Below are 21,551 nucleotides of genomic sequence, written 5' to 3' on the forward strand. Positions count from 1 at the left end.
CTGGCCGCGGGCGTCGCAGCGTACGTGAAATCGGTGCGCCCGGAGATCAAGGTGATCGGCGTGCAGACCGATGACTCGTGCGCGATGGCCGCGTCGCTGAAAGCGGGGGAACGGGTCACGCTAAACGAAGTCGGGCTGTTCTCGGACGGCACCGCAGTGAAGCTGGTGGGCGAGGAAACCTTCCGCCTGTGCCGCGAATACCTTGACGATGTGCTGCTCGTGAACACCGATGCGCTGTGCGCCGCGATCAAGGACGTGTTTCAGGACACCCGCAGCGTGCTGGAGCCGGCCGGCGCGCTGGCCGTGGCCGGCGCCAAACAGTATGCCGAGCGCGAAGGCCTCGAGAACCAGACGCTGATCGCGATCACGTCCGGCGCGAACATGAATTTCGACCGCATGCGTTTCGTGGCCGAGCGTGCTGAAGTGGGTGAAGCGCGTGAAGCGGTGTTTGCCGTGACGATTCCAGAAGAGCGCGGCAGCTTCCGCCGGTTCTGCGAACTGGTGGGGACGCGCAGCGTCACCGAATTCAACTACCGCATTGCGGACGCGAAATCCGCCCATATCTTTGTCGGCGTGCAGATCAGGAATCGCAGCGAATCGGCGCAGATCGCCGGCGCATTTGAAGCGCACGGTTTCGCCACCGTCGATCTGACCTTCGATGAACTGTCGAAGCAGCACATCCGCTACATGGTCGGCGGCCGCTCGCCTTTGGCGCATGACGAACGCCTGTTCCGTTTCGAGTTTCCGGAGCGGCCGGGCGCGCTGATGAAGTTCCTGTCGTCGATGGCGCCGAACTGGAATATCAGCCTGTTCCATTACCGCAACCAGGGTGCGGACTACAGTTCGATTCTGGTCGGCATCCAGGTGCCGGAGAGCGAGAACGGCGAGTTCGAGCGCTTTCTCGCGACGCTTGGCTATCCGTACTGGGAAGAGACGCAGAACCCCGTGTACCGTTTGTTCCTCGCTTGATCTTTTTGGATTGAAACGCGCAGATGGCTCTTTCGCTCGTCGACAAACTGGTGGTGGCAATCTCCTCGCGCGCACTGTTCGACTTCGAGGAAGAGAACTGCGTGTACGAGGCAGGCAATCTGCAGGCGTATGAAGCGTTGCAGCGCGAACGGCTGGCCGTGCCCGCCAAACCGGGCGTCGCGTTTCCGCTGATCCGCAAGCTGCTGGCCTTGAATGCCGGCGGCCACCGGGTCGAAGTGGTGATCCTGTCGCGCAGCGATCCGATCAGCGGCTTGCGCGCATTTCATTCGTGCAGGGAGTACGGGCTGGCGATCGAGCGTGGCGTGTTTACACGTGGGCGCGCGCCATTCGGCTATCTGAAGCCGCTGAACGCCTCGCTGTTTTTGTCCGCGAATCAGGATGACGTGCGCGACGCACTGGCCGCCGGATTTCCGGCCGCGCGCGTCTTGCCCGAATCGGCGAAAATGGCGAGTACCTATCCGGACGAGATCCGGATTGCCTTCGACGGCGACGCCGTGCTGTTTTCCGACGAAGCCGAGCGCGTGTTCCAGAAGGATGGCTTGCGGGCGTTCGTCGGCCATGAGATTCACAACAAGGATTTGCCGCTCGCGGATGGGCCTTTGAAGCCGTTGCTCGAAGCGCTGCACCGGCTGCAGAAACTCGCGGACGAAGCCGCGCCGATGCATATTCGTACGGCATTGGTGACGGCGCGCTCGGCCCCGGCGCATGAGCGCGCGATCCGCACATTGATGGCGTGGAACATCGAAATCGACGAAGCGATGTTCCTCGGCGGCCTCGACAAGAGCGCATTTTTGCGCGAGTTCGAGCCGGACTTTTTCTTCGACGACCAAATAGGCCATTGCGAATCGGCCCGCGTCGTGACGGCGACTGGGCACGTGCTGAGTGGCATCGTGAATGCATCATGACACCCGAACAATCACCGCTGGGTAAGGCTTCCACTTACACCGAACAATATGACGCTTCGTTGCTTTTTCCGATTGCCCGGAAGAATGCGCGCGAGGCGATTGGGATTGGCGCGCAGTTGCCGTTTTTCGGCACGGACATCTGGAATGCTTACGAGCTTTCCTGGCTGAATGCGCGCGGCAAGCCGCAAATTGCGGTGGCGACTTTCTTTGTGCCGGCTGATTCGCCAAATATTGTCGAGTCGAAGTCGTTCAAGCTTTATCTTGGGTCGTTTGCGCAGACAGCGTTTGAGTCGATGGAAGTTGTGCGTGACACGATCAAACGCGATGTTTCCGCTTCTTGTGGGGCGACGGTTTCTGTTCATCTGACGGCGCCGTATGAGTTTGGCAAGCTGCAGATGGAAGAGTTTGAAGGCTTGTCGCTGGATCGGTTGGATCTGGATACGGATGTTTATCATCCGGATGCTTCGTTGCTCAAGGCTGCGCTTGATGAAGCGCCGGTTGAAGAGACTTTGTTCTCTAACTTGTTGAAGTCGAATTGCCCGGTGACCGGGCAGCCTGACTGGGGCAGCGTGCAGATCCATTACGTCGGGCCGCAGATCGATCATGCGGGCTTGCTGAGGTACATCGTCTCCTATCGGAATCACACCGGGTTTCATGAGCAGTGTGTTGAGAAGATTTTTATCGATGTTCTTAAGGCCTGTCGGCCGGTGAAGCTTGCGGTTTATGCGCGGTATACCCGGCGCGGGGGGCTGGATATTAATCCGTTCCGGACGAATTTTAATTTGCCGATGCCGGATAATTTGCGGTTGGCGCGGCAATAAGGGGGCGTGTTTTTTGCCTGCGGCGGTTTTTTGTCTGCATGCCTTGGGGGGTTGGGTTTTTCTTGATTTGTTTGCCTGCTCTGCGCTTTTGTCTGTGTGCTTACGGCGGTGGCCTTTCCTTGAATTACTAACAAATCAAGGAAAGGCACCGCCATAGACACAGGGACAATCAACAAGCGCTACGAACACAACCAACCCCGCTCAGCGCCTGTGGCGAACCCCAAAAACCTACTAAGCCGAAGGCTTCTTATAAGCGACGCAGTCAACCTCAACCCGACAATCAATCACCATCGAAGAAACGACACAAGCCCGCGCCGGCGGATTCTCGCCAAAATACTCCCGAAACACCTTATTGAAAGAAGCAAAATCACGCGGATCGTCGAGCCACACGCCACAGCGGACAACATGCTCCGCCCCATACCCAGCTTCCTTCAAAATGGCAAAAACGTTCTGAATCGCCTTGTGCGATTGCTCAACGATGCCACCGTTGATCACCTCACCATTTTCCATCGGCGTCTGCCCGGAAACGAACAACCAGCCATCCGCTTCGACCGCCCGAGCAAAGGGCATATGTTGACCACCGGTACCCTTGCCGCCTTCCACGCCATATCGCTTCATCATCCAACTCCTTTAGAAGTCCGGCACGCGCCAACCAACACGCATACCGCATCAATCAGAAAACCAAAATCAAAACGCGCCGTGCGCATCACCCTTCGACACCGCACCGCGCGCCACAAAATGCCCTGCCCGTTCGCCGGTCACGGCCCCATCGCAGTAAGTCAATACGCCGTTCACCCACACCGCATCGATGCCATCGGCCGCCTGTTGAGGATTCTCGAACGTCGCCGCGTCGCGCACCCGGGCCGGGTCGAACAACACCAGATCCGCGTGATAACCGATATGCACCTCGCCCCGCTGCGCCAAACCAAACCGGTGCGCCGACAGGCTGGTCATCTTGCGCACCGCCTCTTCGAGCGGCAGCAGCTTCGCATCGCGCGCGTAGTGGCCGAGCACGCGCGGAAACGCGCCCCACAACCGCGGGTGCGGCAGCGGATCGTTCGGCAAACCATCCGAGCCGACCATCGTGGCGGGATGCGACAGAATCCGCCGCACGTCGTCCTCGGACATGTTGTGATACACCGCGCCCGCCGGCTGCAAACGCTTGCCCGCCTCCTGCTGCGTGACGCCCCACTCGGCGGCAATCTCCTTCACCAGCTTGCCCGCCATCTCGGGATGCGGCTCCGACCACGTAATCGTGATGTCGATGTCGCCCGTCACCTGCTTCAGATCGAGCGTCGACGAACTGCGGTTGTACGGATAGCAATCGCAGCCGATCGGCTGCAAACGACGCGCGCCTTCCAGCGACTTCAGCACCTCCTCACTACGCCCCCAGTTCGACGGCCCCGCACACTTCAGATGCGAAATCACCACCGGTACTTGCGCGTGACGGCCCACCCGATACGCTTCGTCCATCGCGTCGAGAATCGCGTCGAACTCGGTACGCATGTGCGTCGTGTAAAGCGCGCCGGCGGCGGCGAGCGGCTCGGCCAGCGCCATCACTTCTTCGGTCGGCGCCGAAAAAGCCGAGCTGTACGCGAGTCCCGAACTCAGACCCAAGGCCCCGTTCGACAACGCCTCTTCGAGTTGCGCGCGCATGCCGTCGATTTCCTCGGCCGTCGCCGCGCGATCGAGCCGGTCCATCTGATTGCTGCGCAACGCCGTGTGCCCAATCAGCGCGCCGACATTCACCGCGGGACGCGCCGCGTTCACCGCTTTCACATACGCAGCGAAAGTCGGGTACTGGAACGCGTCACGCTCGCCGAGCAGGTTCATCGGATCGGGCGGATCGCCCTTCAACGAAACCGGCGACGCGCTGATCCCGCAATTGCCGACGATCACCGTCGTCACGCCCTGGGTGATCTTCGGCAGCATTTGCGGCGACTGGATCACGTGCGTGTCGTCATGCGTATGAACGTCGATGAAGCCCGGCGCCAGCGCGCGGCCATTGGCCTCGATCACCTCTTCGGCGAGCCAGTTCGACAGATTGCCGATCGCGACGATGCGGCCGTCGCGGATCGCGACGTCGCGTTCAACCGGCGGCGCGCCCGTGCCGTCGTACAGTTGCGCGCCGACGATCAGCGTATCGGCGGCTTCGGGATGCGAATGCATGGATCAGTCTCCTAACGGTTGTCGATCGCCGCCGCCACGGTGCGCGTCGAGCGCGTGCTTCATGCGGCGCAGCAATTCGCGGCTCTCGTCACCCTGGCTGACGGCGAGTTCGGTGACGAGCACATCGAGCGCCATCATCATCGCGTAGCGCGACGACGACGGCTTGTAGATGAAATCGGTTTCAAAGGCGACGATCGGGATCACCCAATCGGCCAGTTTGGCCAAAGGCGAAGCCGGCGCGGTCAGCGCAATCACAATCGCACCGTAGCTGCGCGCGATCTTGCAGTTCTCGACCATCTCAGGCACGCGCCCGGTAGTGGACAGTGCGATCACGACACACTCGCGCGATACGGTGCTCGCCACCATGCGCTGCAACAACCCGTCCTGATAGGTCGCGACGGGGCGGCCAAGGCGCACGAGTCTGAAGCGCATCTCGTCGGCCAATGCGGTCGATCCGCCACCCATGCCGAATACGTAAATCATTCGCGCGGCGCGCAAGGCGGCTGCCGCTTCGGCTAAAGGCGCCTGACGAAGAAGCTGATGGTTATGCGCAAGCGCAGTTTGCAGTTCGTCGAATACGCGGGTGGCGATCGGCTCGGGGGCATCGGTGGGTCCACCCACTTGCAGGAAGCGCTGGCCCACCGCTGCAGCCTGCGCGAGCCGCAGCTTCAACTCCCGCACGTCGCGGCAACCCACCGCCTTGGCAAAACGGGTCACGGTGGCGACGCTCACCTCTGCCTGCTGGGCGAGCGCGCCAATGCTGGCGCGCGAGGCGCCAGTCAGATCATCGAGAATCAGTGCCGCAACCTTGCGTTCGGCCGAACGCAGTTCCGGCGCGCACTCGGCAATGCGCGCGACGATATCGAAAGCCAGCGGTTCGGCGGTTGAATTCATTGCAGACTGTGGGGTGTCCCGCGAAGGCTTACAAAGAGCCTCCGGCAAGTTTTGGTACTAAATAACATTTCTTCAACCATCGTACTTTCGGTAACATAGTAAAGTCAACTTTGATTCAATTTAACTGGACGATGGAGCAGGGAGACATGAAAGTTACAAACTATCATGGCGCGACGATTGATCCTTATAGCAAGGGCTTGGGCATGGTTCCGGGCACCAGTATCCAACTCACGGATGCCACGCGCCTCGAGTGGAACCTGCTGAACGAAGACGTGAGCCTGCCCGCCGCTGTGCTGTACTCGGATCGGGTGGAACACAATCTGAAGTGGATGCAGGCGTTCGTCGCGGAATACGGCGTCAAGCTCGCGCCGCACGGCAAAACCACCATGGCGCCGCAGCTGTTTCGCCGTCAGCTCGAAACCGGCGCATGGGGCATCACGCTCGCCACCGCGCATCAGGTGCGCGCGGCGTATCACGGCGGCGTATCGAGAATTCTGATGGCCAACCAGCTGGTTGGCCGCCGCAACATGATGATGGTCGCCGAGTTGCTGAGCGATCCTGATTTCGAATTCTTCTGCCTCGTCGATTCCGCCGAAGGCGTCGAGCAACTGGGTCAGTTTTTCACTTCGGTACGCAAGCCGCTGCAAGTATTGCTCGAACTCGGCGTGCCCGGCGGCCGCACCGGCGTGCGCGACGAAGCGCAGCGCAACGCAGTGCTCGAGGCAATCGCACGCTATCCGAATGTGTTGAAGCTGGCGGGCGTCGAGTTGTATGAAGGCGTGCTAAAGGAAGAGCACGAAGTGCGCGAGTTCCTGCAAAGCGCCGTCGCTGTGACGCGCGCGCTTGTCGAGGAGGGACGTTTTGCTCGCACGCCCGCCGTTTTGTCAGGCGCCGGCTCGGCCTGGTACGACGTGGTCGCGGAAGAATTCGTGAAGGCCTCGGAGACCGGCAAGGTCGAAGTCGTGCTGCGGCCCGGCTGCTATCTGACGCATGACGTCGGCATCTACCGCAAAGCGCAAACAGACATCTTCGCGCGCAATCCGGTCGCGAAGAAAATGGGCGAAGGCTTGTTGCCGGCGCTGCAACTATGGGCGTACGTGCAGTCGATTCCGGAGCCGGATCGCGCGATCATCGGCCTCGGCAAACGCGATTCCGCTTTCGATGCGGGCATGCCTGAACCGTCGCGCCACTATCGGCCGGGCACCGAAGCGCCGCGCGATATCGCGGCGAGCGAAGGCTGGGAGATTTTCGGCCTGATGGATCAGCACGCGTATCTGCGGATTCCCGCCGGCACCGATCTGAAAGTGGGCGACATGATCGCGTTCGACATCTCGCACCCATGTCTGACGTTCGACAAGTGGCGTCAGGTGCTGGTGGTCGATCCGTCCTACCGCGTCACGGAAGTGATCGAAACGTTCTTCTGATCTTGATGCAAACGGCGCGCTTCACGGTGAAGTGGCGCGCCATTCGTGACGCTCATGAGGTTCATGACCTCGATTCAGGTCGTGCCGTTCACGGAGGCTGCGGCGCTGAATCGGCTGCGCTTTCGTGTCTGAGGTCTAACCTGCCGGGACAGCGCCAGCCGTGCCAGCCGTGCCAGCCGTGCCAGCCGCGTCGGGCGCGTCGGGCGCTTGCGGCGAAGCGGCAGAGGCCGCGCCTGCAGCATTAGCCGTCGCCGCAACATCGCCGATCCGCGCTTCCAGCATCTTCAAAGCCCCCGACAGCGCACCCAGCGCATCGTCCGGCAATGCCGCCATCGTGTCGTGCAAAAACGCGTTGCGGCGCGGCAGGCTGGCTTCAGTCACCGACCGCCCCACTTCGGTCAAACGCACATTGGTCACTCGGTTATCGCGCGTATCCATGCTGCGAGCAATCCAGCCTAAACCCTCGAGCGTTTTCAACTGCCGCGTAAGCGCGCCCGGATCGACGCGCAAGCGCTCGACCAGCCGCTTCTGCGACGACTCGCCAGCCTGCTCGTGCAGCGCGAGCAGAATGCGCCAGCGCGGCAACGGCTGGCCAACGTGGGCCTCGAACGCCGACATGAACGCCCGATAAGTGCGGCCGAATTGCTGCATGACGGCGACGCGGTCCTGTTCTTCCATGATCTGTCAGTAAAACGATAAGGCTAAAAAAATCAATCCGCGTGAATCACCGGCTCGAGCTTGCGCTGGAGCTTGATCGGCGGCACACGGCGGCTTTGCCACACGGACACCACGGCGATGATCGCCGCCAGCGCGAGACCCAGATGAATCGCGGCGACGAGCGCCTCGCGCGCGCTCTCGAGCAGCATCGCACCGTTGTGGCCTGCATGCGTCAGCTGGCCAAGCAAGGTGGTTTGCGCGTCGCGATTGATCAGGATTTGCGGGTCGCCGAGATCGGAGAACCACTGCGACGCGTGATCGTTCTCCAGCGCGCGGCGCACGCCGCTCGCGTACATATGGCTAATCAGGGTGCCGGTCAGCGCCGTGCCGATCATCCCGCCGATCATCCGCAGCGACTGCAGCAACGCGGTGGCAATGCCAAGATGTTCGCGGCCGGCTGTCTGCTGCGCGAAGATCGTCAGATTCGGCATCACGAAACCGAGACCGAGGCCACCGAGCACCATGAACGACATCAGCAGCCATTGCGGCATGGAACGCGTCGCGACGACCACGCCGAGACAGGCCAGCGCCACCAGCGCGAAGCCGATGTACAGCATCAGATTCGGATTGCGCACACGCGAGACGATACGGCCGTTGGCAATACTGCCGATCGTGATGAACACGACGAGCGGCGTAATGACGAGCCCCGCTTCTTTCGGCGACATCCCGAAGCCGCCCTGGAACAGCAACGGCGCATAGAACAGCAACGAGAACATCGTGAAGCCGCCCAGCACGGCAAGCGTGAAGAGCGCCGCCAGACTGCGATTACGAAACATATCCACCGGCAGAATCGCCGTCGAGCAACGCTTTTCCCACTGCCACAACCCGTATGCCGAGGCGACGCTCAGTGCGAGCAGCGCGAAGGCGCTCAAGGTGATGCCGTGCTTCGGCAGCATCTCGACGAACAGTTGCAGCGAGCCGAGCGCTACCGCGATTAGCAGCGCACCCGGCCAATCGAGCCGCATCTTGCCCTCGTGCTCGACGTGCCGCAGATGCGGCAGGAAGCGCCAGACGAAAAACAGCGACAACAAGCCGACCGGCAGATTCACATAAAACACCGAGCGCCAGCCATAGTACTGCGTGAGAAAGCCGCCGAGCGACGGCCCCACCGCGTTCGCAATCCCGAACGCCGAACTCATCATTACCTGCCAGCGCAGTCGCACAACTGAGTCGGGGAAAAGATCAGGAATGCACGCGAAGGCGGTGCCGACCAGCATGCCGCCGCCGATGCCCTGCAAGCCGCGCGCGAGCACGAGGAACAGCATGTTGTTGGCGGCGCCGCATAACACCGAAGCCCCCGTGAACACGACGATCGATGCGATCACGAATGGCTTGCGCCCGTAGTAATCGCCGAGCCGGCCAAAGATCGGCACGGTAATCACCGAGGTCAGCAGATACGACGTGGCGACCCACGCGTAAAGCTCGAACCCCTTCAGTTCCGAAACGATAGTGGGCAATGCGGTACCGACCACCGTTTGGTCGAGGGCCACCAGCATCGTGACGAAGGAGATGCCGAGCATCGCCAGTAGCGATTCGCGGAAAGGTAAAACTTGCCCACTCGAGTGGTGGGCCGCGGTATGGACAGCCATTTTTGATAGCGCAACAGTTGACCAGTCAAACGATTGGGAATCATAGCACGCAGTGAGGCTCTAAGCTGGAACCCGCCGGTACGGTTCACTGCGCCGGCAATCGACTGAAGAATGGACCACACCTGACGCCAGGGAGGCACATGGAGCCGAGTTCGCTCGCAGCACAATCATTATCGGACGACGACGTGAGCGCGCTGCGACGCGCGAAACACGAACTGGAGAGCCCCGCGCTGGCGATGAAACTGGCCAGCATAGTCGGCGCGCCGCTCGAGAAGCTGCTCTCGCGCATGCCGGCTTTTGCTAACGAAAAGGTCACGGATGCGACGGAGCTGGCGTTGCGCAAGTGCCTCTCGATTGCGCTGCGCACGCTTGGACGGCAGGCCGGCGCCTCCCCCCTGATCGTGCCCGACAAGCCGAGCAACCTGCTGCACAAGTTCGCTGTGGCGACCACCGGCGCGGCCGGCGGTGCATTTGGTCTGTTCGCGCTGCCCGTCGAGCTGCCGGTCACGACCACGCTGATGTTTCGCTCGATCTGCGACATCGCGCGCAGCGAGGGCGAGGATCTGACGTCGATCGACACGCAGTTGCAATGCCTGACGGTGCTCGGCATGGGCGGCACTTCGAAAGCCCAGGACGACGCCGACTTCGGCTACTTCATCATGCGCGGCGCGCTGGCGCAGGCGGTGTCGAAGGCTTCATCCGAAATCGCGACCAAAGGCTTCACCGCGCATGGCTCCGCGGCCTTGCTGCGCCTGCTCAACACGATTGCCGCGCGCTTTTCGGTGCAGGTGAGCGAGCAGATCGCCGCCAAGTCGATTCCGGCGATTGGCGCGGTGCTCGGCGCGATGGTCAATACAGTGTTCATCGATCATTTCCAGCAGGTCGCGCACGGCCACTTCACCGTGCGGCGGCTGGAACGGAAATACGGCCAGGAAACGGTCGAGGCCGCCTATCAGGCGATGGACGTCACGCTGGATGGCTGAGCAGCCGTGCCGCGCCCGCTCGTTGCACTCGTCACGCGCCGCACGAATGCCGCGGCGCGATCGAGCGCGCGACCGCCTTCGGGGATGAACGGTGTGAACAATGGCCAGACGTGCGGCATGTTCTTCCACACTTCGAATTCGCAGTCGACGCCCGCCGCGCGCGCCTTGTCGGCAACGCGTTGCGAATCGTCGAGCAATACCTCGGTGCTGCCTGCCATGATGAAGAGCGGCGGCAAGCCGTGCAGATCGGCATAGACCGGCGAAGCGTAGGGGTGCGTCGCGGGCGTTTCGCCGAGATAAATCCTCGCTGCCGGCCCAATAGCGGGACCGCTGAACATGGGATCGAGTCCGTCGTTGGTACGGATGGTGGCGCCTGTCGCGGCCAGATCGGTCCACGGCGAGAACAGCAGGCAGCCCGCGGGCAACGGATCGCCGGCGTCGCGCAAGGCGACCAGCGCAGCGAGCGCAAGGCCACCGCCCGCTGAATCGCCCGCGATCACGATCGACTCTGGCGGCGTGCCATTCGCGACCAGTTGACGGTAGGCCGCGGCCGCGTCGTCGAGTGCGGCCGGAAAACGGTGCTCCGGTGCGAGCCGGTAATCGAGGGAAAAGACCGGTGCATTCGCACGTGTGGCCAAACCGAATACGACAGAACGATGTGTGCGCGGCGAACAGAAGTAGTAGCCGCCGCCATGGCAATACAGCACGGTAGAGCTGCTCGCGAAGCTCGATGCGCCATCGGCGCGCTCGATCCACTCACCCTGCATCGGCCGATCGCCCGGTCCGTACAATTCGCGCAGACGCCAGCCGCCTGGCACGCGCGGCGACCATGCACGTTTGGCCGTCAGCGCACGCGCTCTCTCGACATCGACGCCCGGCTTCAGGGTTTGCGGTCGAAACTGCCTGCGCAGATACCAGCACGCGAATGCACTTTGCCAGCTCATTGGGACGCGCTCCCTGGATAGTGTCCCGTCATGGTACGTGGGTTCGCCGCTGCGCCGGTGGACGACGGCTTCTAATCCTGAAAAAGCGCCCGCGCCACCGGGCACCGCTTTCCTCTTGCTTAGTTCGCCGGCAAAACCTGCCCGCGAATCTCGCCCGTTGGATTCTGCGCGGTATAGACATTGAAGTACCACTGCCCCGCCATGAGGTCCGTCACCTGCTGTTCGGTGAGCGCCGCCGATCCTTTGATCGGACTCGCGAGCGCGTCCTTCCCGATCGGCACCTGGATCCTGGCGTTCTGCCCGACCGGCGCGGGACCGTGGAAATGTGCGGCGGTTGCCGGGCCACTCAGCCCTTCATAGGTGATCGTCCATTGCAGGGCCTTGGTCGACGTATCGAACGTGGCGTTCAGCATGCCGTGCCCGTGACTCACGCGCGGCGGCACTTCGCTCGACGGTTCGAGATCGGCCTTCAACGCCACCCTATCCGCAAAGGCGACGCCCGACGCCAATGCCCACAGCACCACAGCGAATTTCAGTTTTCGAAGCGCGGTCATGGTCTTCTCCGGACTTTGATGCACCGCCGCACCGACATTTCGGCCACGTGCGAAGCAAGCACATACTAGTGCAAATCCTTCGAACCTGTTTGCGTCAGGGGCCATATGACAAGGGGGTCTTCGCCAGGCAGCACTCGTCGGTAGAATTCACCGTCGACTATTCTCGAAACAGCGCGGGGGCGATGCTTTCATCGAATTTTGCAAACAGTTAATTTCAAATTTTGTAATGAATCTTTTGCGCCATCCCGGTTATGCTTCGGCCTGCGAGAAGTGACTCCTTCATCGAGGGATGTCTCCAAATCTTTAACGCGGCTTCGGCCGCGTTTTTTTTCGCCCGCCCAATTCGCCGCGCAGACTCACTTTTTCGCGCGCGCCAATGCGATCGCTCAGCCGAGGCGCTGCGGCCCCACCTCGCCGACGTGCGAAGCAGCGTCATGCGAGCAATGCGGCCTGCTCCTCAATTCCATCCAGCATCGCATTACACTTGCGCGCCAACGCCAAGCCGTCGCTGCGCAAGCGTTCCGGCGTCTTGACGGTGATGTCCCGGCGGTAATCTTCCAACGCGCTGAGCAGTGGCGGATACTGCAATACGCTCACCGCCCCTGCCACGCGATGGTGCCATTCGCGCAGACGCTCGACCTCAATGCGCTCGAGTAGCGGCGACAATGCCTGCACGTCTTCGCGCACAGAAGAAACGAACGAATCGAGCAATGCCTTCACGGTCGATTCGCTCCCCCACAACCGCGTCATGTGATCCAGGTCGACCGGAACGAATGGCTCGGGGCCGCCGCCCGCATTCGGCCCGGCAATCGGCGGCGCGCTGACAGTGTCTGCGGGTACGGCTTGCCATGCGCTGTCAGTGCCAAACCAGCGGCTCAGATAGTCGCGCAGCGTGGCAAGCCGCGTCGGCTTGACAAGGCAGTCATCCATGCCCGCGTCACGACATAGCTTCAGGTCTTCCGGCGCGGTGTTCGCGGTAATCCCCAGGATCGGCAGATGGTGCGCGCCATTCTGTTCCCGCTCCCGGATACGCCGCGCCAGCTCGTAGCCGGACAGGTTCGGCATGTGGCAGTCCGTGATCAGGCATCCGTAGCTGGTTTGTTCGAGCGCGGCCAGTGCCTCCACGCCGTCGTTCGCCACGTCGCAGGCAAAACCGAGCAAGGCCAGTTGATGACGGATCAGCTCCTGATTGACCGGATGGTCTTCCGCAACCAGAATCAGCCGTCCGCTGGCAATTGCCCGTTCGCGGTCCGGCGGCACATTGGCGCCTTCAGTCATGCGCGGCATGCCGGCTGCACGCGGCGCCACCGAAGGCAGCCCCGTCATCGCCGCAGCGCACGCCGCGCCGAGGCCACGCCACGAGATGGGATTGATACTGACGCGCACCTTGTTCTCGAGGATGCGGTAGCCGGTCGGCTTCGGCTTCTCGGTCAGGCAGATGATCCGCGAACCGGGCTCGGCGCTCGCTGGCAGCGCCACATCTTCAGTCACGAAAATCATATCTACGCCCGCCAGGGCGGCTGGATCGCCAAGTTCGGCTGCATCAGGCGACACGTGGCGCAACTCGAGCCCGAGAGCCTGACCGAAATGCATCAGCGCCTGCGCGACCCGTGCGTCACCCGTCGCCACGACGCCGCGCCTCCCACGCAAGCCGCTCACGGAATAGCGCTGCGATTCCACAGGCATGGTGAGGCGCACGGTCATACGCGTACCGACCCCAGGTTCGCTACGCAATTCGAGGGTGCCGTTCATCAGATCGATCAGCTTGCGGCAGATCGTCAGGCCAAGACCGGTACCGCCGAAGCGGCGAGTGGTAGACGTCTCCGCCTGCACGAACGGCTCGAACAGCCGCGCCTGCACCTCCGGTGCGATGCCGATGCCGGTGTCCTCGACCATCATCTCGAGCGTCTGAGCGTTGCCGGTCTGATCGACGACCGCAACCTGCACGTCGACCTCGCCCTCCGGCGTGAACTTGATGGCATTGCCGAGCAAATTGAAGAGAATTTGCCGCACTCGCACGCTGTCGCCACGTAGCGTAGCCGCAACTTCGGGCGCGATGTCCACGCGTACTTTCAACCCCTTTTCGTGGGCACGACCCGCGAGCAAACCGACGGCGTTGTCGACCAGCTCGCGCATGTCGATGGGTTCGGCTTCGATAGTCAGCCGTCCCGCTTCGATCTTCGAATAGTCGAGCAGATCGTCCAGGATCTGGAGCAATGCACCCGCCGACTCGTGGATCATGCTCAGCATTTCCGCTTGATCCGCATTGAGCGGGCTCCGCTCCAGCACTTCGACGAGGCCGAGCACGCCGTTCATCGGCGTACGGATTTCGTGGCTCATCATCGCGACGAAGTCATCTTTTGCGCGCGAGGCGGCTTCGGCCGCGTCGCGCGCTCGCGCGAGCTCCTCGGACCTGGCGTGCTCAACGCTCGCGTCCACCCAATAGCCGCTCCACACAACGCTGCCATCCTTCTCGCGGCGCGGCACCAGTTCCGCGCGCGCCCACCTGAGTTCACACTCGGCTTCGAAACGAAACTCCATATTCACCGGAGCTTCGCAACCAGCCGATCGTTCCAGCTCGGCCAGCACGAAGGGTCGGTCTTCTTCGCATACGCGTCCAAAATCGATTTCTTCGCGGCTCATCGACGAGCTACGGCCGCCACCCAGCAGATGTCGAGTGTCGCCGCCGATATACGGAAACGAATACGCGCCTTCCGCGGTGCGGCGCAGTTGAAATACGACGGCCGGCAATGAGCGCGTGACGTCGAAAAGGCGCAGCTCGGTTTCGCGAGCGAGCATTTCAGCACGCCGGATATCGGTAATGTCGACCATCGTTCCGAGCACACAGCTCGGCGTGCCGTCGCTGCTGTGACAGATCCGCGTCCAGAACAGGCCGTGCCGCAGGTCGCCTGTGCCGCGTTCAAACTGAAGTTCCGCCTGTGCTGGCTCGCCGTCTATCAGCATCTTGCGTGTGAGTTCTTCCAGAACGCGGCTGTTGGCTTCGCCCCACGCCTCTACGTCCGCGGCCGTGCGCCCGATCACGGCTTCGCGGCGCAAACCACACGCTTCTTCATACGCCCGGTTAATCGCGATGTAGCGCCCATCCAGATCCTTGGCGACGAGCGGATAGGGAACCATCTCCATCATGGTTTCCTGAAAGTTCAGCTGTTGCGCCAGTTCGCGTTCAGTCTGCTTGCGCAATCTGACTTCACGTTGCAGCAGCAGATAAGCGCGCAGCGTGACCAGCAATACGATACCGATGACGATGAGCAACGGCAGAAGACGCACCGCGGTAACGCTCCATGTTCCCGACTCTCCTGCACCGCCGGTCACCCACTTTTGCCGGATGCGCTGCTTCTCGGCCGGCGGCATGGCCAGCAACGCACGGTCGATCAAACCGGCGAGCGGGCTCAGATCAGAGCGCACCGCAAAGCCGAGCGCGTCGGATTCGCCGACCGTACCGAGGATCTTGAGCACACCGGCGTAACGTTGCTTGAGGACGATATCAACGGCGGCTACGTTGCCAACCAGTACGTCTGCCTGGCCGTTCTCGACCATCTTGAGGGCGTCGTCCAGACTGGGCGCGACGGTGATGTTGGCCGCCGGAATACTGTCGATCGCGAGCGGAATCGAGCCGGCGATATGCGACGAGACCACAATCCGCCGCGAGGCGAAATCGTTGAGCGCGCGCGCGGCCGGTTCGTCTTCACGCCCGACGATCACTAGCGGATAGCTTTCGTATGCACGGGTGTGCAGCGCGTTCTTCAGACGTGGATCGTTACTGGAAGAGGTGGCCAGAATCGCCAGATCGCCGTGCTGAAACGCTTCGATGGTCGCGGGCCAGTCGGCCGTGTGGGCACGGTTGAACACGATACCCAACGCACGGCTCAGATAGTCCAGATATTCGGCGGCAATGCCGGCAGGATGGCCGGACTCGTCGACAAAACTGAAAGGCGGCCAGCCGCTATCGAAACCCACCTGCAACGGCGGCAGCGAACGGAGCCAGGCTTGCTCCTGCGGCGTCAGCACGAGGCGCCGTGCAGTGGACGCCGCCTGTGCATCGAAGCTGCCGGATAGCCAGCGCACGCGGATCGCCGTGTCGTCGGCCGGATTCATTGACGCGAGCGCGCGATCGAGCTGGTTACGCAACGCCACTCGGCTGCGCGGCACGGCAAAGCGCAAGTCAGCGAGTCTGCCGCTTTCCTCGAAGGCGACGCGCAGTCCGCGGAACTCCTCAGTGTTCAGCGCGTACTGAACGGCGGGAGTAAAGCCAAGATAGGCGTCGGCATCGCCCTGCAGGACTGCCTGGAGCGCCGCGTGCGTACTGGCGAAGGTTTGAAGCTGGGCGCGTGGGAAGCGCTCGCGCAACGAGCGTTCCAGCGCAAACCCTTTCTCTACCGCGAGGCGCGCGCCGGCAAGCTCAGCAGCGCTCGCGTACCCGTCACCGTCGCGGCGCACCGCCACCGCTGCGGACGCCCGAAAGTACGGCGCGGTGAAGCTGAAGCAGCGTTCCCGCTCGGGCGTGCGAGCGAGGCTCATGACCAGATCGACGTTGCCGGCGCAGGCCGCGGCCAGCAGTTGCGGCATGTCAGGAAACACTTTCGGCTCGATCACGACGTTCGGCCCAACCAGTGCGCGCAGATAGTCGGCACTCAAGCCGGTTAGCTGACCGTCCTGAAGCTCGTCGAAAGGCAACCACCCGCTAGCCAGAACGCCGACGGTCAACGTGGCAGGAAAGGCGCCGCCGACTGACGGATGCGATTGACCGCTGAACGGCTGGGCTACTGCCGGCTGCATCTGCATGACGACAAACACGAACATTGCAAGCAAGCACTGCACTACACGTCGCAGTAGCTGCCTCATCACGACACCGCTCGGGCGTTTCATAGAGGACACCATGAAATAAGACCAGGCGGCGCTCACGCGACCTCACCCTGCCCGTGAGCGAACGACGCAGCATGCCGGCCGGACTTGCCGCACAGAAATGAAAACAGCACACCGGCAGCGACACCGCCCAGCAATGGCGCAGCCCAGAACAGCCAGAGCTGGTCGAGCGCCCAGTCGCCGACAAACAACGCCTGACCGGTAGAACGCGCAGGATTGATCGAGCCGTTGGTAACCGGAATCGACACCATGTACGCGATCATCAGACACGCGCCGGTGACCAGAGGCGCGAACGGCCTCAACCTTCGCCGGCAAGCCGCCATCAGACTCACCATGACGAAAGCGAACGACAGTGCAAGCTCGACGACGAGCGCGGAATGAAGTTGATAGTCGGCCGGAGAATGGTCGCCGAAACCGTTCGCCGCGAATTCGCTCGCGGCCAGTTCGAAGCCGGGGCGGCCGCTCGCGACATAAGCGAGCAGTGCAGCGGCTGCGATGGCCCCGAGAATCTGGGCGGCAATATAGGGCAGCAGATCCCGAACCGGGAAACGGTGCGCGACCGTGAAGCCTATCGTGACTGCCGGATTGAAGTGCGCGCCGGAGACGGTGCCGAATGCGTAGCTCGCCGTGACGAGCGCGAGACCGAACGCAATGGACACCTCGAGCACGCCGTAGCCTTGCTGGACCGCGCCGGTGTTCAATACGATGCTGCCGCAGCCGATGAACACCACCCAGGCCGTCCCGACCCCCTCGACCAATAACCGCTTGCCTAGCGCTATCATCCCGCCTCCCAGTGTTTGTGCAAATGGCAGACGGCGCCGCACGCGAGCCGCTAACAATCCGCCTGAATGTTCCAGGCTCGGCAGTGCACTGCATGGCGAAATGACTGCTTTCGTCAAGCGGGCGTTGGAAGTCGAGCCTCAGTTAATTCAGAACTATGAAGCGGCAACGTCACCCAACCAATCAGAAGACTCCTAAAGTCCTAGGAACAATCGAATGGTCGGGATCAGTTCTCTCACACTACTGTCAGGCCAACCCTATCTGTCTCGCATAGTCGATGAGGTCGTTTTCTGTCTCGAGACCGAGCTTGCGCATCGCGCTCCGCTTCTGCGTGCTGATGGTCTTGCCGCTGCGCTGCAGACGTGCAGCAATTTCGTGGACTGCCAGACCCTGCACATACAGCTGGAAGACCTCCCATTCGCGTGCGCTCAGCACGCCCGCGCGCGGTTGCGGTGGCGCGTCGGATGTGTCTATCGCGACGCGTACCTGATCCGATAGGTAAACACGGCCGCTCACCGCCGCCTCGATCGCGTCGATCAACGACGTGGCAGTGTCGCGTTTGTCCACAATTCCGGCCACGCCGAGGTGCAACAATCCAGAAAGCATGTGCGCGTGGCAAATCATCGTCAGCACAACGACGCAGGGATGCGGCCGGGCCCGGAACAGGCGACGCAGGAACGACACGACGTTGCTGGCACCGTCAATGCCCGGCATGCCAATATCCGACACGACGACGTCGCACGCGTAGGTGTCGAGCAACTCGGCCAGCGCCCGGGTATCAGGTGCCTCGCCGACTATCTCGATATGGGGTGCCGTCCGCAGCAGGCGCATCACGCCAACACGAACGCAATCGTGATCGTCGGCCACAATGACGCGGATCTTTTGTGTCATTTTGTATTGTCTTATCGACTGGCACTCCCTGCACGCGACGTGCCTCCCCGGGATGGGCCAAGTACATCTTATGTTCGCCATGCCACCGGACCGGCATGACGTCTCGTCGGCTTAGCGCCGGTTTGGCACGCAATCTTCAGAGATCACGCCGTGCTCGACGGCGAAGCGGAACAACTCCGCGTCGCTGTGCAAGCCGAGCTTGCGCATCGCCGTACATTTCTGGGCACTGATTGTCTTGACACTACGCCCAAGACGAGCGGCGATCTCCGTTACACCAAGCCCGGAAGCGTATTGCTTGAACACCTCCAGTTCGCGGCGCGACAACATTTCCCGGACAAAATCGAGCCGCTGCGCGACGGTTGCGTCGGCAATCAGCAATCGCACCGCCGGCCCGAGATAGCACTCACGAGCCAGCGCCGTGACGACCGCCACATGAATCAGATCGATCCGGTCGCGTTTGCTGATCAACCCATCGACACCGAGCGCGATGACCCTTTTCAGCGCGGTAGCTTCGGTTTCCATGGTGAGTACGACAAGTGCGACATCGGGATAGCGGGCCTTGAACTGCCTGACGGCTTCCAGTCCGTCGCCGTAGAAGCCGCCGGGCATGTAGAGGTCCATGAGAACGAGGTCGCATGGAATACGATCCACTTCCTTGAAGAGTTCCGTGGCGTCGGCAGCACGGCCGACGATTTGCATATTCGGATAACCCGCCATCAGATTCTCGATCGCCAACAAAACCAGTGGATGATCGTCTGCGATGATGGTTCGAACAGGTGAGCTTGAGTCGGCGTTGTCGTTCATCGTTTTGTTCTCCCCCGTACCTGAATTACCTGTCGCTCTCTCCGGAGCAACTGGCCCTGTCGCGATCATTAAACACATTTCTGGAGATAGAAATAAGATCGCTCTGAAATGGCCCGATGGACCTCTCATCCAATTTGATTAGCTATACGATTTAACCTTCATAAACTCCATGCGCACGGATATAAGCAAACAGACCGGGATAGTTGGTCACGCCGAGTTTAGCCATCGCTTCGCGTTTTTGGCGGCTGACGGTTCGGCGATGACATCCGAGCGCTACCGCGATCTCGGAGATCGATTGACCACGCACGACCATTCTTATCACTTCCGCCTGCCTGCGGGACAAACGTGAAACCGGCGGCGGATCGCTCGCTTCGTCCCGGGGCCGGGCAAGCGCTTCGATGATAGAACGGCCGACGTAAACCTCGCCCCTGCCGCTCGCCTCGATCGCTTGCCAAAGCTCGTCCGTTGTTTCCATTTTGCTGAGCGCACTGACTACCACATCCGACACGATGGCGCGCAGAATCGCGGCGTTCGTCAGAGCTGTCATTACGACGATGCGCAACGATGGCCATGCACATCGGATTCGCCTGACAAGATCCAGGCCGTCTTCAACCGCGCCAGACGCCTCCGGCATCGTCAGGTCGGTGACGAGCACGTCGCATGGCGTGCTCTGCAAAAGTTTGATCAATGAACGAGGTGTAGCCGCTTCGCCGACAATGGTGACACCGGCACGCCTTTCCAGCGCAGCCCGAATGCCGAGCAGAACGAAAGGATGATCGTCCGCCAGAATGACTCGAAGTTGCACCATGATTTCTCTCGGTTAGTGTAGGTGTATTCGGCGAACAAGCAGGGGAAAATCCCACTCGCTTCACACTTGCCTTGACGGCCTCCCTGCTTGGGATGATGTGCCAAGGGTGGCATAGAACCATCGCCATAACCGGGAGAAAATCGGAGCGTTCCGAAACCGGCAGACAATTTGATAGTCCGTGCGGCACTATCAAAGTAGGAATACGTAATTATGCGAATCGAATATACGTCAGGAACAGCGTGCGAAAGACGCAGGTGTTGCCGATCGCGAGTGCGGTGCCTGCGCGGATCGTCCCTGCGAGCGTCGCCACTTTCGGCACGTGCGCGCCGGATGGCACCACGAACAATGCCAGCCCGGCCAGCGCCGCGGCAGTCGAAAGAAGTTCGAGCGGCAGCATGCGGCGGTCGCCCCAGCGGTCGGTCAGGAGTCCCCATGGCAGCTCGCTGACCGCAATGCCCAAACCGGGCATACCTGGCACCAACCCCAGCCCTTCGTTACCGAGGTGATAATCCGAACGCAAAAAGATGGCTGTGGTCGGAATCCCTGAGAAGGCAGCCGAAAAACTCGCGTTCGCCGCAAAGCCGACCCCCAGCACCTTCCACCGGTGGCTCGCTGCACGCTCACCCGCTACCGGCACGGCAGCAATCGAATCGTTTCCCACGACAGCCTCTGCAATGAATGAATTGGAGGTGTCCTACGGCTGGGGCAACCATCGGAAAATCCGGAAATTTAGATAACTTCCATCGGATATGCCGAATCGTTAGCCAACGCGAATTTGACCTGACGCAACTGCGCACCTTCGTCGCCGTCGCCGAATCGGGCAGCGTCTCGGCGGGCGCGGAGCGCGTGTTCCTGGCGCAGTCGTCGGTGAGCGAGCAGTTGAAGAAACTCGAAGAGCGCGCCGGCCAGCCGCTCTTCGTGCGCAGCAAGCAGGGGGTGTCTGCCACGCCGGCCGGCAGCCGCCTGCTTGACCACGCGCGTCGTATCATTGCAATGAGCGAGGCGGCGTTCGAAGACCTGCAAGGCCGCTCGCTCGACGGCGAACTGCGCATCGCCATTACGGACTACTATCGTCTGCTCGATATCGCGCGCATTCTCAAGACGTTTTCGGAACAGCACCCGCGCCTGAAGCTGCACGTCACCGTACTGCCGAGTGCCGTGATCGACAGCGGCGCGGGCGACGATGCGTCGTACGACATCGGCCTCTCGTTGCGGCTCGTCACCGGGAACACGCGCTCCTCCAGCCAGCGCGCCGGAGCCGGTGCGCAAAGCACGGTGGTGCGCCGAGAGAAACTTCTATGGGTCTGCGCGGCCGATGCCAGTCCGCGGCCGGTGCGCACGGCATTGATGCGTCTCTTCAGTTGATGCGCTCGGCGTCAATGCACGCTTCGCGA

18 protein-coding genes and 1 pseudogene are annotated in these 21,551 nt (G+C 61.8%); 6 read left to right on the plus strand and 13 right to left on the minus strand.

Translation table 11 applies throughout. The annotated features are described in order from the left end of the window. The 3 genes from ilvA to queF all read left to right on the plus strand — a co-directional run. Nucleotides 1-969, plus strand: a 969-nt coding sequence (gene ilvA / locus P3T22_RS25730) for a threonine ammonia-lyase, biosynthetic (protein WP_429326523.1), incomplete at its 5' end; no start/stop codon positions are given. Between the two features lie 23 nt (nucleotides 970-992). Continuing rightward, on the plus strand, nucleotides 993-1,895 hold the full coding sequence (locus P3T22_RS25735; RefSeq protein ID WP_063494737.1) for a 5'-nucleotidase: 903 nt from the start codon (nucleotides 993-995) through the stop codon (nucleotides 1,893-1,895). Further along, nucleotides 1,892-2,716, plus strand: coding sequence for an NADPH-dependent 7-cyano-7-deazaguanine reductase QueF (gene queF / locus P3T22_RS25740; RefSeq protein ID WP_429326524.1), 825 nt, complete (start codon nucleotides 1,892-1,894; stop codon nucleotides 2,714-2,716). The genes P3T22_RS25735 and queF overlap by 4 nt, the downstream gene beginning before the upstream one ends. A gap of 231 nt (nucleotides 2,717-2,947) precedes the next feature. Here queF and P3T22_RS25745 read toward each other — a convergent pair whose 3' ends face one another. The 3 genes from P3T22_RS25745 to P3T22_RS25755 all read right to left on the minus strand — a co-directional run bounded on the left by P3T22_RS25745 (nucleotide 2,948) and on the right by P3T22_RS25755 (nucleotide 5,779). Next, a complete protein-coding gene (locus P3T22_RS25745) occupies nucleotides 2,948-3,334 on the minus strand; it encodes a RidA family protein (RefSeq protein WP_028200605.1) in 387 nt (128 codons plus the stop codon). 69 nt (nucleotides 3,335-3,403) lie between these two features. Next, on the minus strand, nucleotides 3,404-4,885 hold the full coding sequence (locus tag P3T22_RS25750) for an N-acyl-D-amino-acid deacylase family protein (RefSeq protein ID WP_429326525.1): 1,482 nt from the start codon (nucleotides 4,883-4,885) through the stop codon (nucleotides 3,404-3,406). Nucleotides 4,886-4,888: 3 nt separating this feature from the next. Continuing rightward, entirely contained in the window at nucleotides 4,889-5,779 is an 891-nt protein-coding gene (locus P3T22_RS25755) for a MurR/RpiR family transcriptional regulator (protein ID WP_063494734.1), read from the minus strand. Nucleotides 5,780-5,925: 146 nt separating this feature from the next. On the opposite strand from P3T22_RS25755, the gene P3T22_RS25760 reads away from it, so the two are divergent. Further along, the gene (locus P3T22_RS25760) at nucleotides 5,926-7,203 is read left to right on the plus strand and encodes an amino acid deaminase (RefSeq protein ID WP_429326526.1); all 1,278 of its coding nucleotides are present in this window, start codon (nucleotides 5,926-5,928) and stop codon (nucleotides 7,201-7,203) included. Between the two features lie 135 nt (nucleotides 7,204-7,338). Here the strand turns inward: P3T22_RS25760 and P3T22_RS25765 are convergent, their stop codons facing one another. Both P3T22_RS25765 and P3T22_RS25770 read right to left on the minus strand, forming a co-directional pair. After that, nucleotides 7,339-7,881 carry a MarR family winged helix-turn-helix transcriptional regulator gene (locus P3T22_RS25765; RefSeq protein WP_063494732.1) on the minus strand — a complete coding sequence of 181 codons (543 nt, stop codon included), beginning with the start codon at nucleotides 7,879-7,881 and terminating at the stop codon, nucleotides 7,339-7,341. A 32-nt stretch (nucleotides 7,882-7,913) separates the two neighbouring features. Beyond that, nucleotides 7,914-9,509, minus strand: a complete 1,596-nt coding sequence (locus tag P3T22_RS25770) for an MDR family MFS transporter (protein ID WP_063494731.1) — start codon at nucleotides 9,507-9,509, stop codon at nucleotides 7,914-7,916. A gap of 140 nt (nucleotides 9,510-9,649) precedes the next feature. Between P3T22_RS25770 and P3T22_RS25775 the strand changes: the two genes are divergently transcribed. Continuing rightward, nucleotides 9,650-10,492: an EcsC family protein gene (locus P3T22_RS25775; RefSeq protein WP_063494730.1), complete on the plus strand. Its 843-nt coding sequence runs from the start codon at nucleotides 9,650-9,652 to the stop codon at nucleotides 10,490-10,492. Here P3T22_RS25775 and P3T22_RS25780 read toward each other — a convergent pair. From P3T22_RS25780 to P3T22_RS25815, 8 genes are all read right to left on the minus strand, one after another. Further along, nucleotides 10,462-11,436: an alpha/beta hydrolase gene (locus P3T22_RS25780; protein WP_429326527.1), complete on the minus strand. Its 975-nt coding sequence runs from the start codon at nucleotides 11,434-11,436 to the stop codon at nucleotides 10,462-10,464. The two genes, P3T22_RS25775 and P3T22_RS25780, sit on opposite strands and share 31 nt — an antisense overlap. Before the next feature lie 119 nt (nucleotides 11,437-11,555). After that, the gene (locus P3T22_RS25785; RefSeq protein ID WP_063494728.1) at nucleotides 11,556-11,990 is read right to left on the minus strand and encodes a CHRD domain-containing protein; all 435 of its coding nucleotides are present in this window, start codon (nucleotides 11,988-11,990) and stop codon (nucleotides 11,556-11,558) included. Nucleotides 11,991-12,422: 432 nt separating this feature from the next. After that, a complete protein-coding gene (locus P3T22_RS25790; RefSeq protein WP_429326528.1) occupies nucleotides 12,423-16,877 on the minus strand; it encodes an ATP-binding protein in 4,455 nt (1,484 codons plus the stop codon). A gap of 32 nt (nucleotides 16,878-16,909) precedes the next feature. Then, nucleotides 16,910-17,656, minus strand: a complete 747-nt coding sequence (aqpZ, locus tag P3T22_RS25795) for an aquaporin Z (protein ID WP_429326529.1) — start codon at nucleotides 17,654-17,656, stop codon at nucleotides 16,910-16,912. Between the two features lie 244 nt (nucleotides 17,657-17,900). Beyond that, the gene (locus P3T22_RS25800; RefSeq protein ID WP_063494726.1) at nucleotides 17,901-18,545 is read right to left on the minus strand and encodes a response regulator transcription factor; all 645 of its coding nucleotides are present in this window, start codon (nucleotides 18,543-18,545) and stop codon (nucleotides 17,901-17,903) included. A 111-nt stretch (nucleotides 18,546-18,656) separates the two neighbouring features. Next, complete coding sequence (locus P3T22_RS25805) at nucleotides 18,657-19,349, minus strand: response regulator transcription factor (protein WP_063494725.1); 693 nt, start codon at nucleotides 19,347-19,349, stop codon at nucleotides 18,657-18,659. 151 nt (nucleotides 19,350-19,500) lie between these two features. Continuing rightward, complete coding sequence (locus tag P3T22_RS25810) at nucleotides 19,501-20,157, minus strand: response regulator (protein ID WP_429326530.1); 657 nt, start codon at nucleotides 20,155-20,157, stop codon at nucleotides 19,501-19,503. A gap of 208 nt (nucleotides 20,158-20,365) precedes the next feature. Next, nucleotides 20,366-20,818: an MFS transporter gene (locus P3T22_RS25815; RefSeq protein WP_429326531.1), complete on the minus strand. Its 453-nt coding sequence runs from the start codon at nucleotides 20,816-20,818 to the stop codon at nucleotides 20,366-20,368. 17 nt (nucleotides 20,819-20,835) lie between these two features. Here P3T22_RS25815 and P3T22_RS25820 point away from each other — a divergent pair. After that, nucleotides 20,836-21,489 (plus strand): annotated as a pseudogene (locus P3T22_RS25820) (LysR family transcriptional regulator); the annotation flags it as partial. Nucleotides 21,490-21,551: the final 62 nt, after the last annotated feature.

Origin of the sequence: Paraburkholderia sp. GAS348 (assembly GCF_050434205.1) — a bacterium.
In the GTDB taxonomy this organism is placed as follows: Bacteria; Pseudomonadota; Gammaproteobacteria; order Burkholderiales; family Burkholderiaceae; genus Paraburkholderia.

What these genes read in the sequence shown, in the direction of transcription:
- P3T22_RS25735 (WP_063494737.1), top strand. Translation starts at nt 993, where the DNA reads ATGGCTCTTTCGCTCGTCGACAAACTGGTGGTGGCAATCTCCTCGCGC.
- queF (WP_429326524.1), top strand. Translation starts at nt 1,892, where the DNA reads ATGACACCCGAACAATCACCGCTGGGTAAGGCTTCCACTTACACCGAA.
- P3T22_RS25745 (WP_028200605.1), bottom strand. Translation starts at nt 3,334, where the DNA reads ATGAAGCGATATGGCGTGGAAGGCGGCAAGGGTACCGGTGGTCAACAT.
- P3T22_RS25750 (WP_429326525.1), bottom strand. Translation starts at nt 4,885, where the DNA reads ATGCATTCGCATCCCGAAGCCGCCGATACGCTGATCGTCGGCGCGCAA.
- P3T22_RS25755 (WP_063494734.1), bottom strand. Translation starts at nt 5,779, where the DNA reads ATGAATTCAACCGCCGAACCGCTGGCTTTCGATATCGTCGCGCGCATT.
- P3T22_RS25760 (WP_429326526.1), top strand. Translation starts at nt 5,926, where the DNA reads ATGAAAGTTACAAACTATCATGGCGCGACGATTGATCCTTATAGCAAG.
- P3T22_RS25765 (WP_063494732.1), bottom strand. Translation starts at nt 7,881, where the DNA reads ATGGAAGAACAGGACCGCGTCGCCGTCATGCAGCAATTCGGCCGCACT.
- P3T22_RS25770 (WP_063494731.1), bottom strand. Translation starts at nt 9,509, where the DNA reads ATGGCTGTCCATACCGCGGCCCACCACTCGAGTGGGCAAGTTTTACCT.
- P3T22_RS25775 (WP_063494730.1), top strand. Translation starts at nt 9,650, where the DNA reads ATGGAGCCGAGTTCGCTCGCAGCACAATCATTATCGGACGACGACGTG.
- P3T22_RS25780 (WP_429326527.1), bottom strand. Translation starts at nt 11,436, where the DNA reads ATGAGCTGGCAAAGTGCATTCGCGTGCTGGTATCTGCGCAGGCAGTTT.
- P3T22_RS25785 (WP_063494728.1), bottom strand. Translation starts at nt 11,990, where the DNA reads ATGACCGCGCTTCGAAAACTGAAATTCGCTGTGGTGCTGTGGGCATTG.
- P3T22_RS25790 (WP_429326528.1), bottom strand. Translation starts at nt 16,877, where the DNA reads ATGAAACGCCCGAGCGGTGTCGTGATGAGGCAGCTACTGCGACGTGTA.
- aqpZ (WP_429326529.1), bottom strand. Translation starts at nt 17,656, where the DNA reads ATGATAGCGCTAGGCAAGCGGTTATTGGTCGAGGGGGTCGGGACGGCC.
- P3T22_RS25800 (WP_063494726.1), bottom strand. Translation starts at nt 18,545, where the DNA reads ATGACACAAAAGATCCGCGTCATTGTGGCCGACGATCACGATTGCGTT.
- P3T22_RS25805 (WP_063494725.1), bottom strand. Translation starts at nt 19,349, where the DNA reads ATGAACGACAACGCCGACTCAAGCTCACCTGTTCGAACCATCATCGCA.
- P3T22_RS25810 (WP_429326530.1), bottom strand. Translation starts at nt 20,157, where the DNA reads ATGGTGCAACTTCGAGTCATTCTGGCGGACGATCATCCTTTCGTTCTG.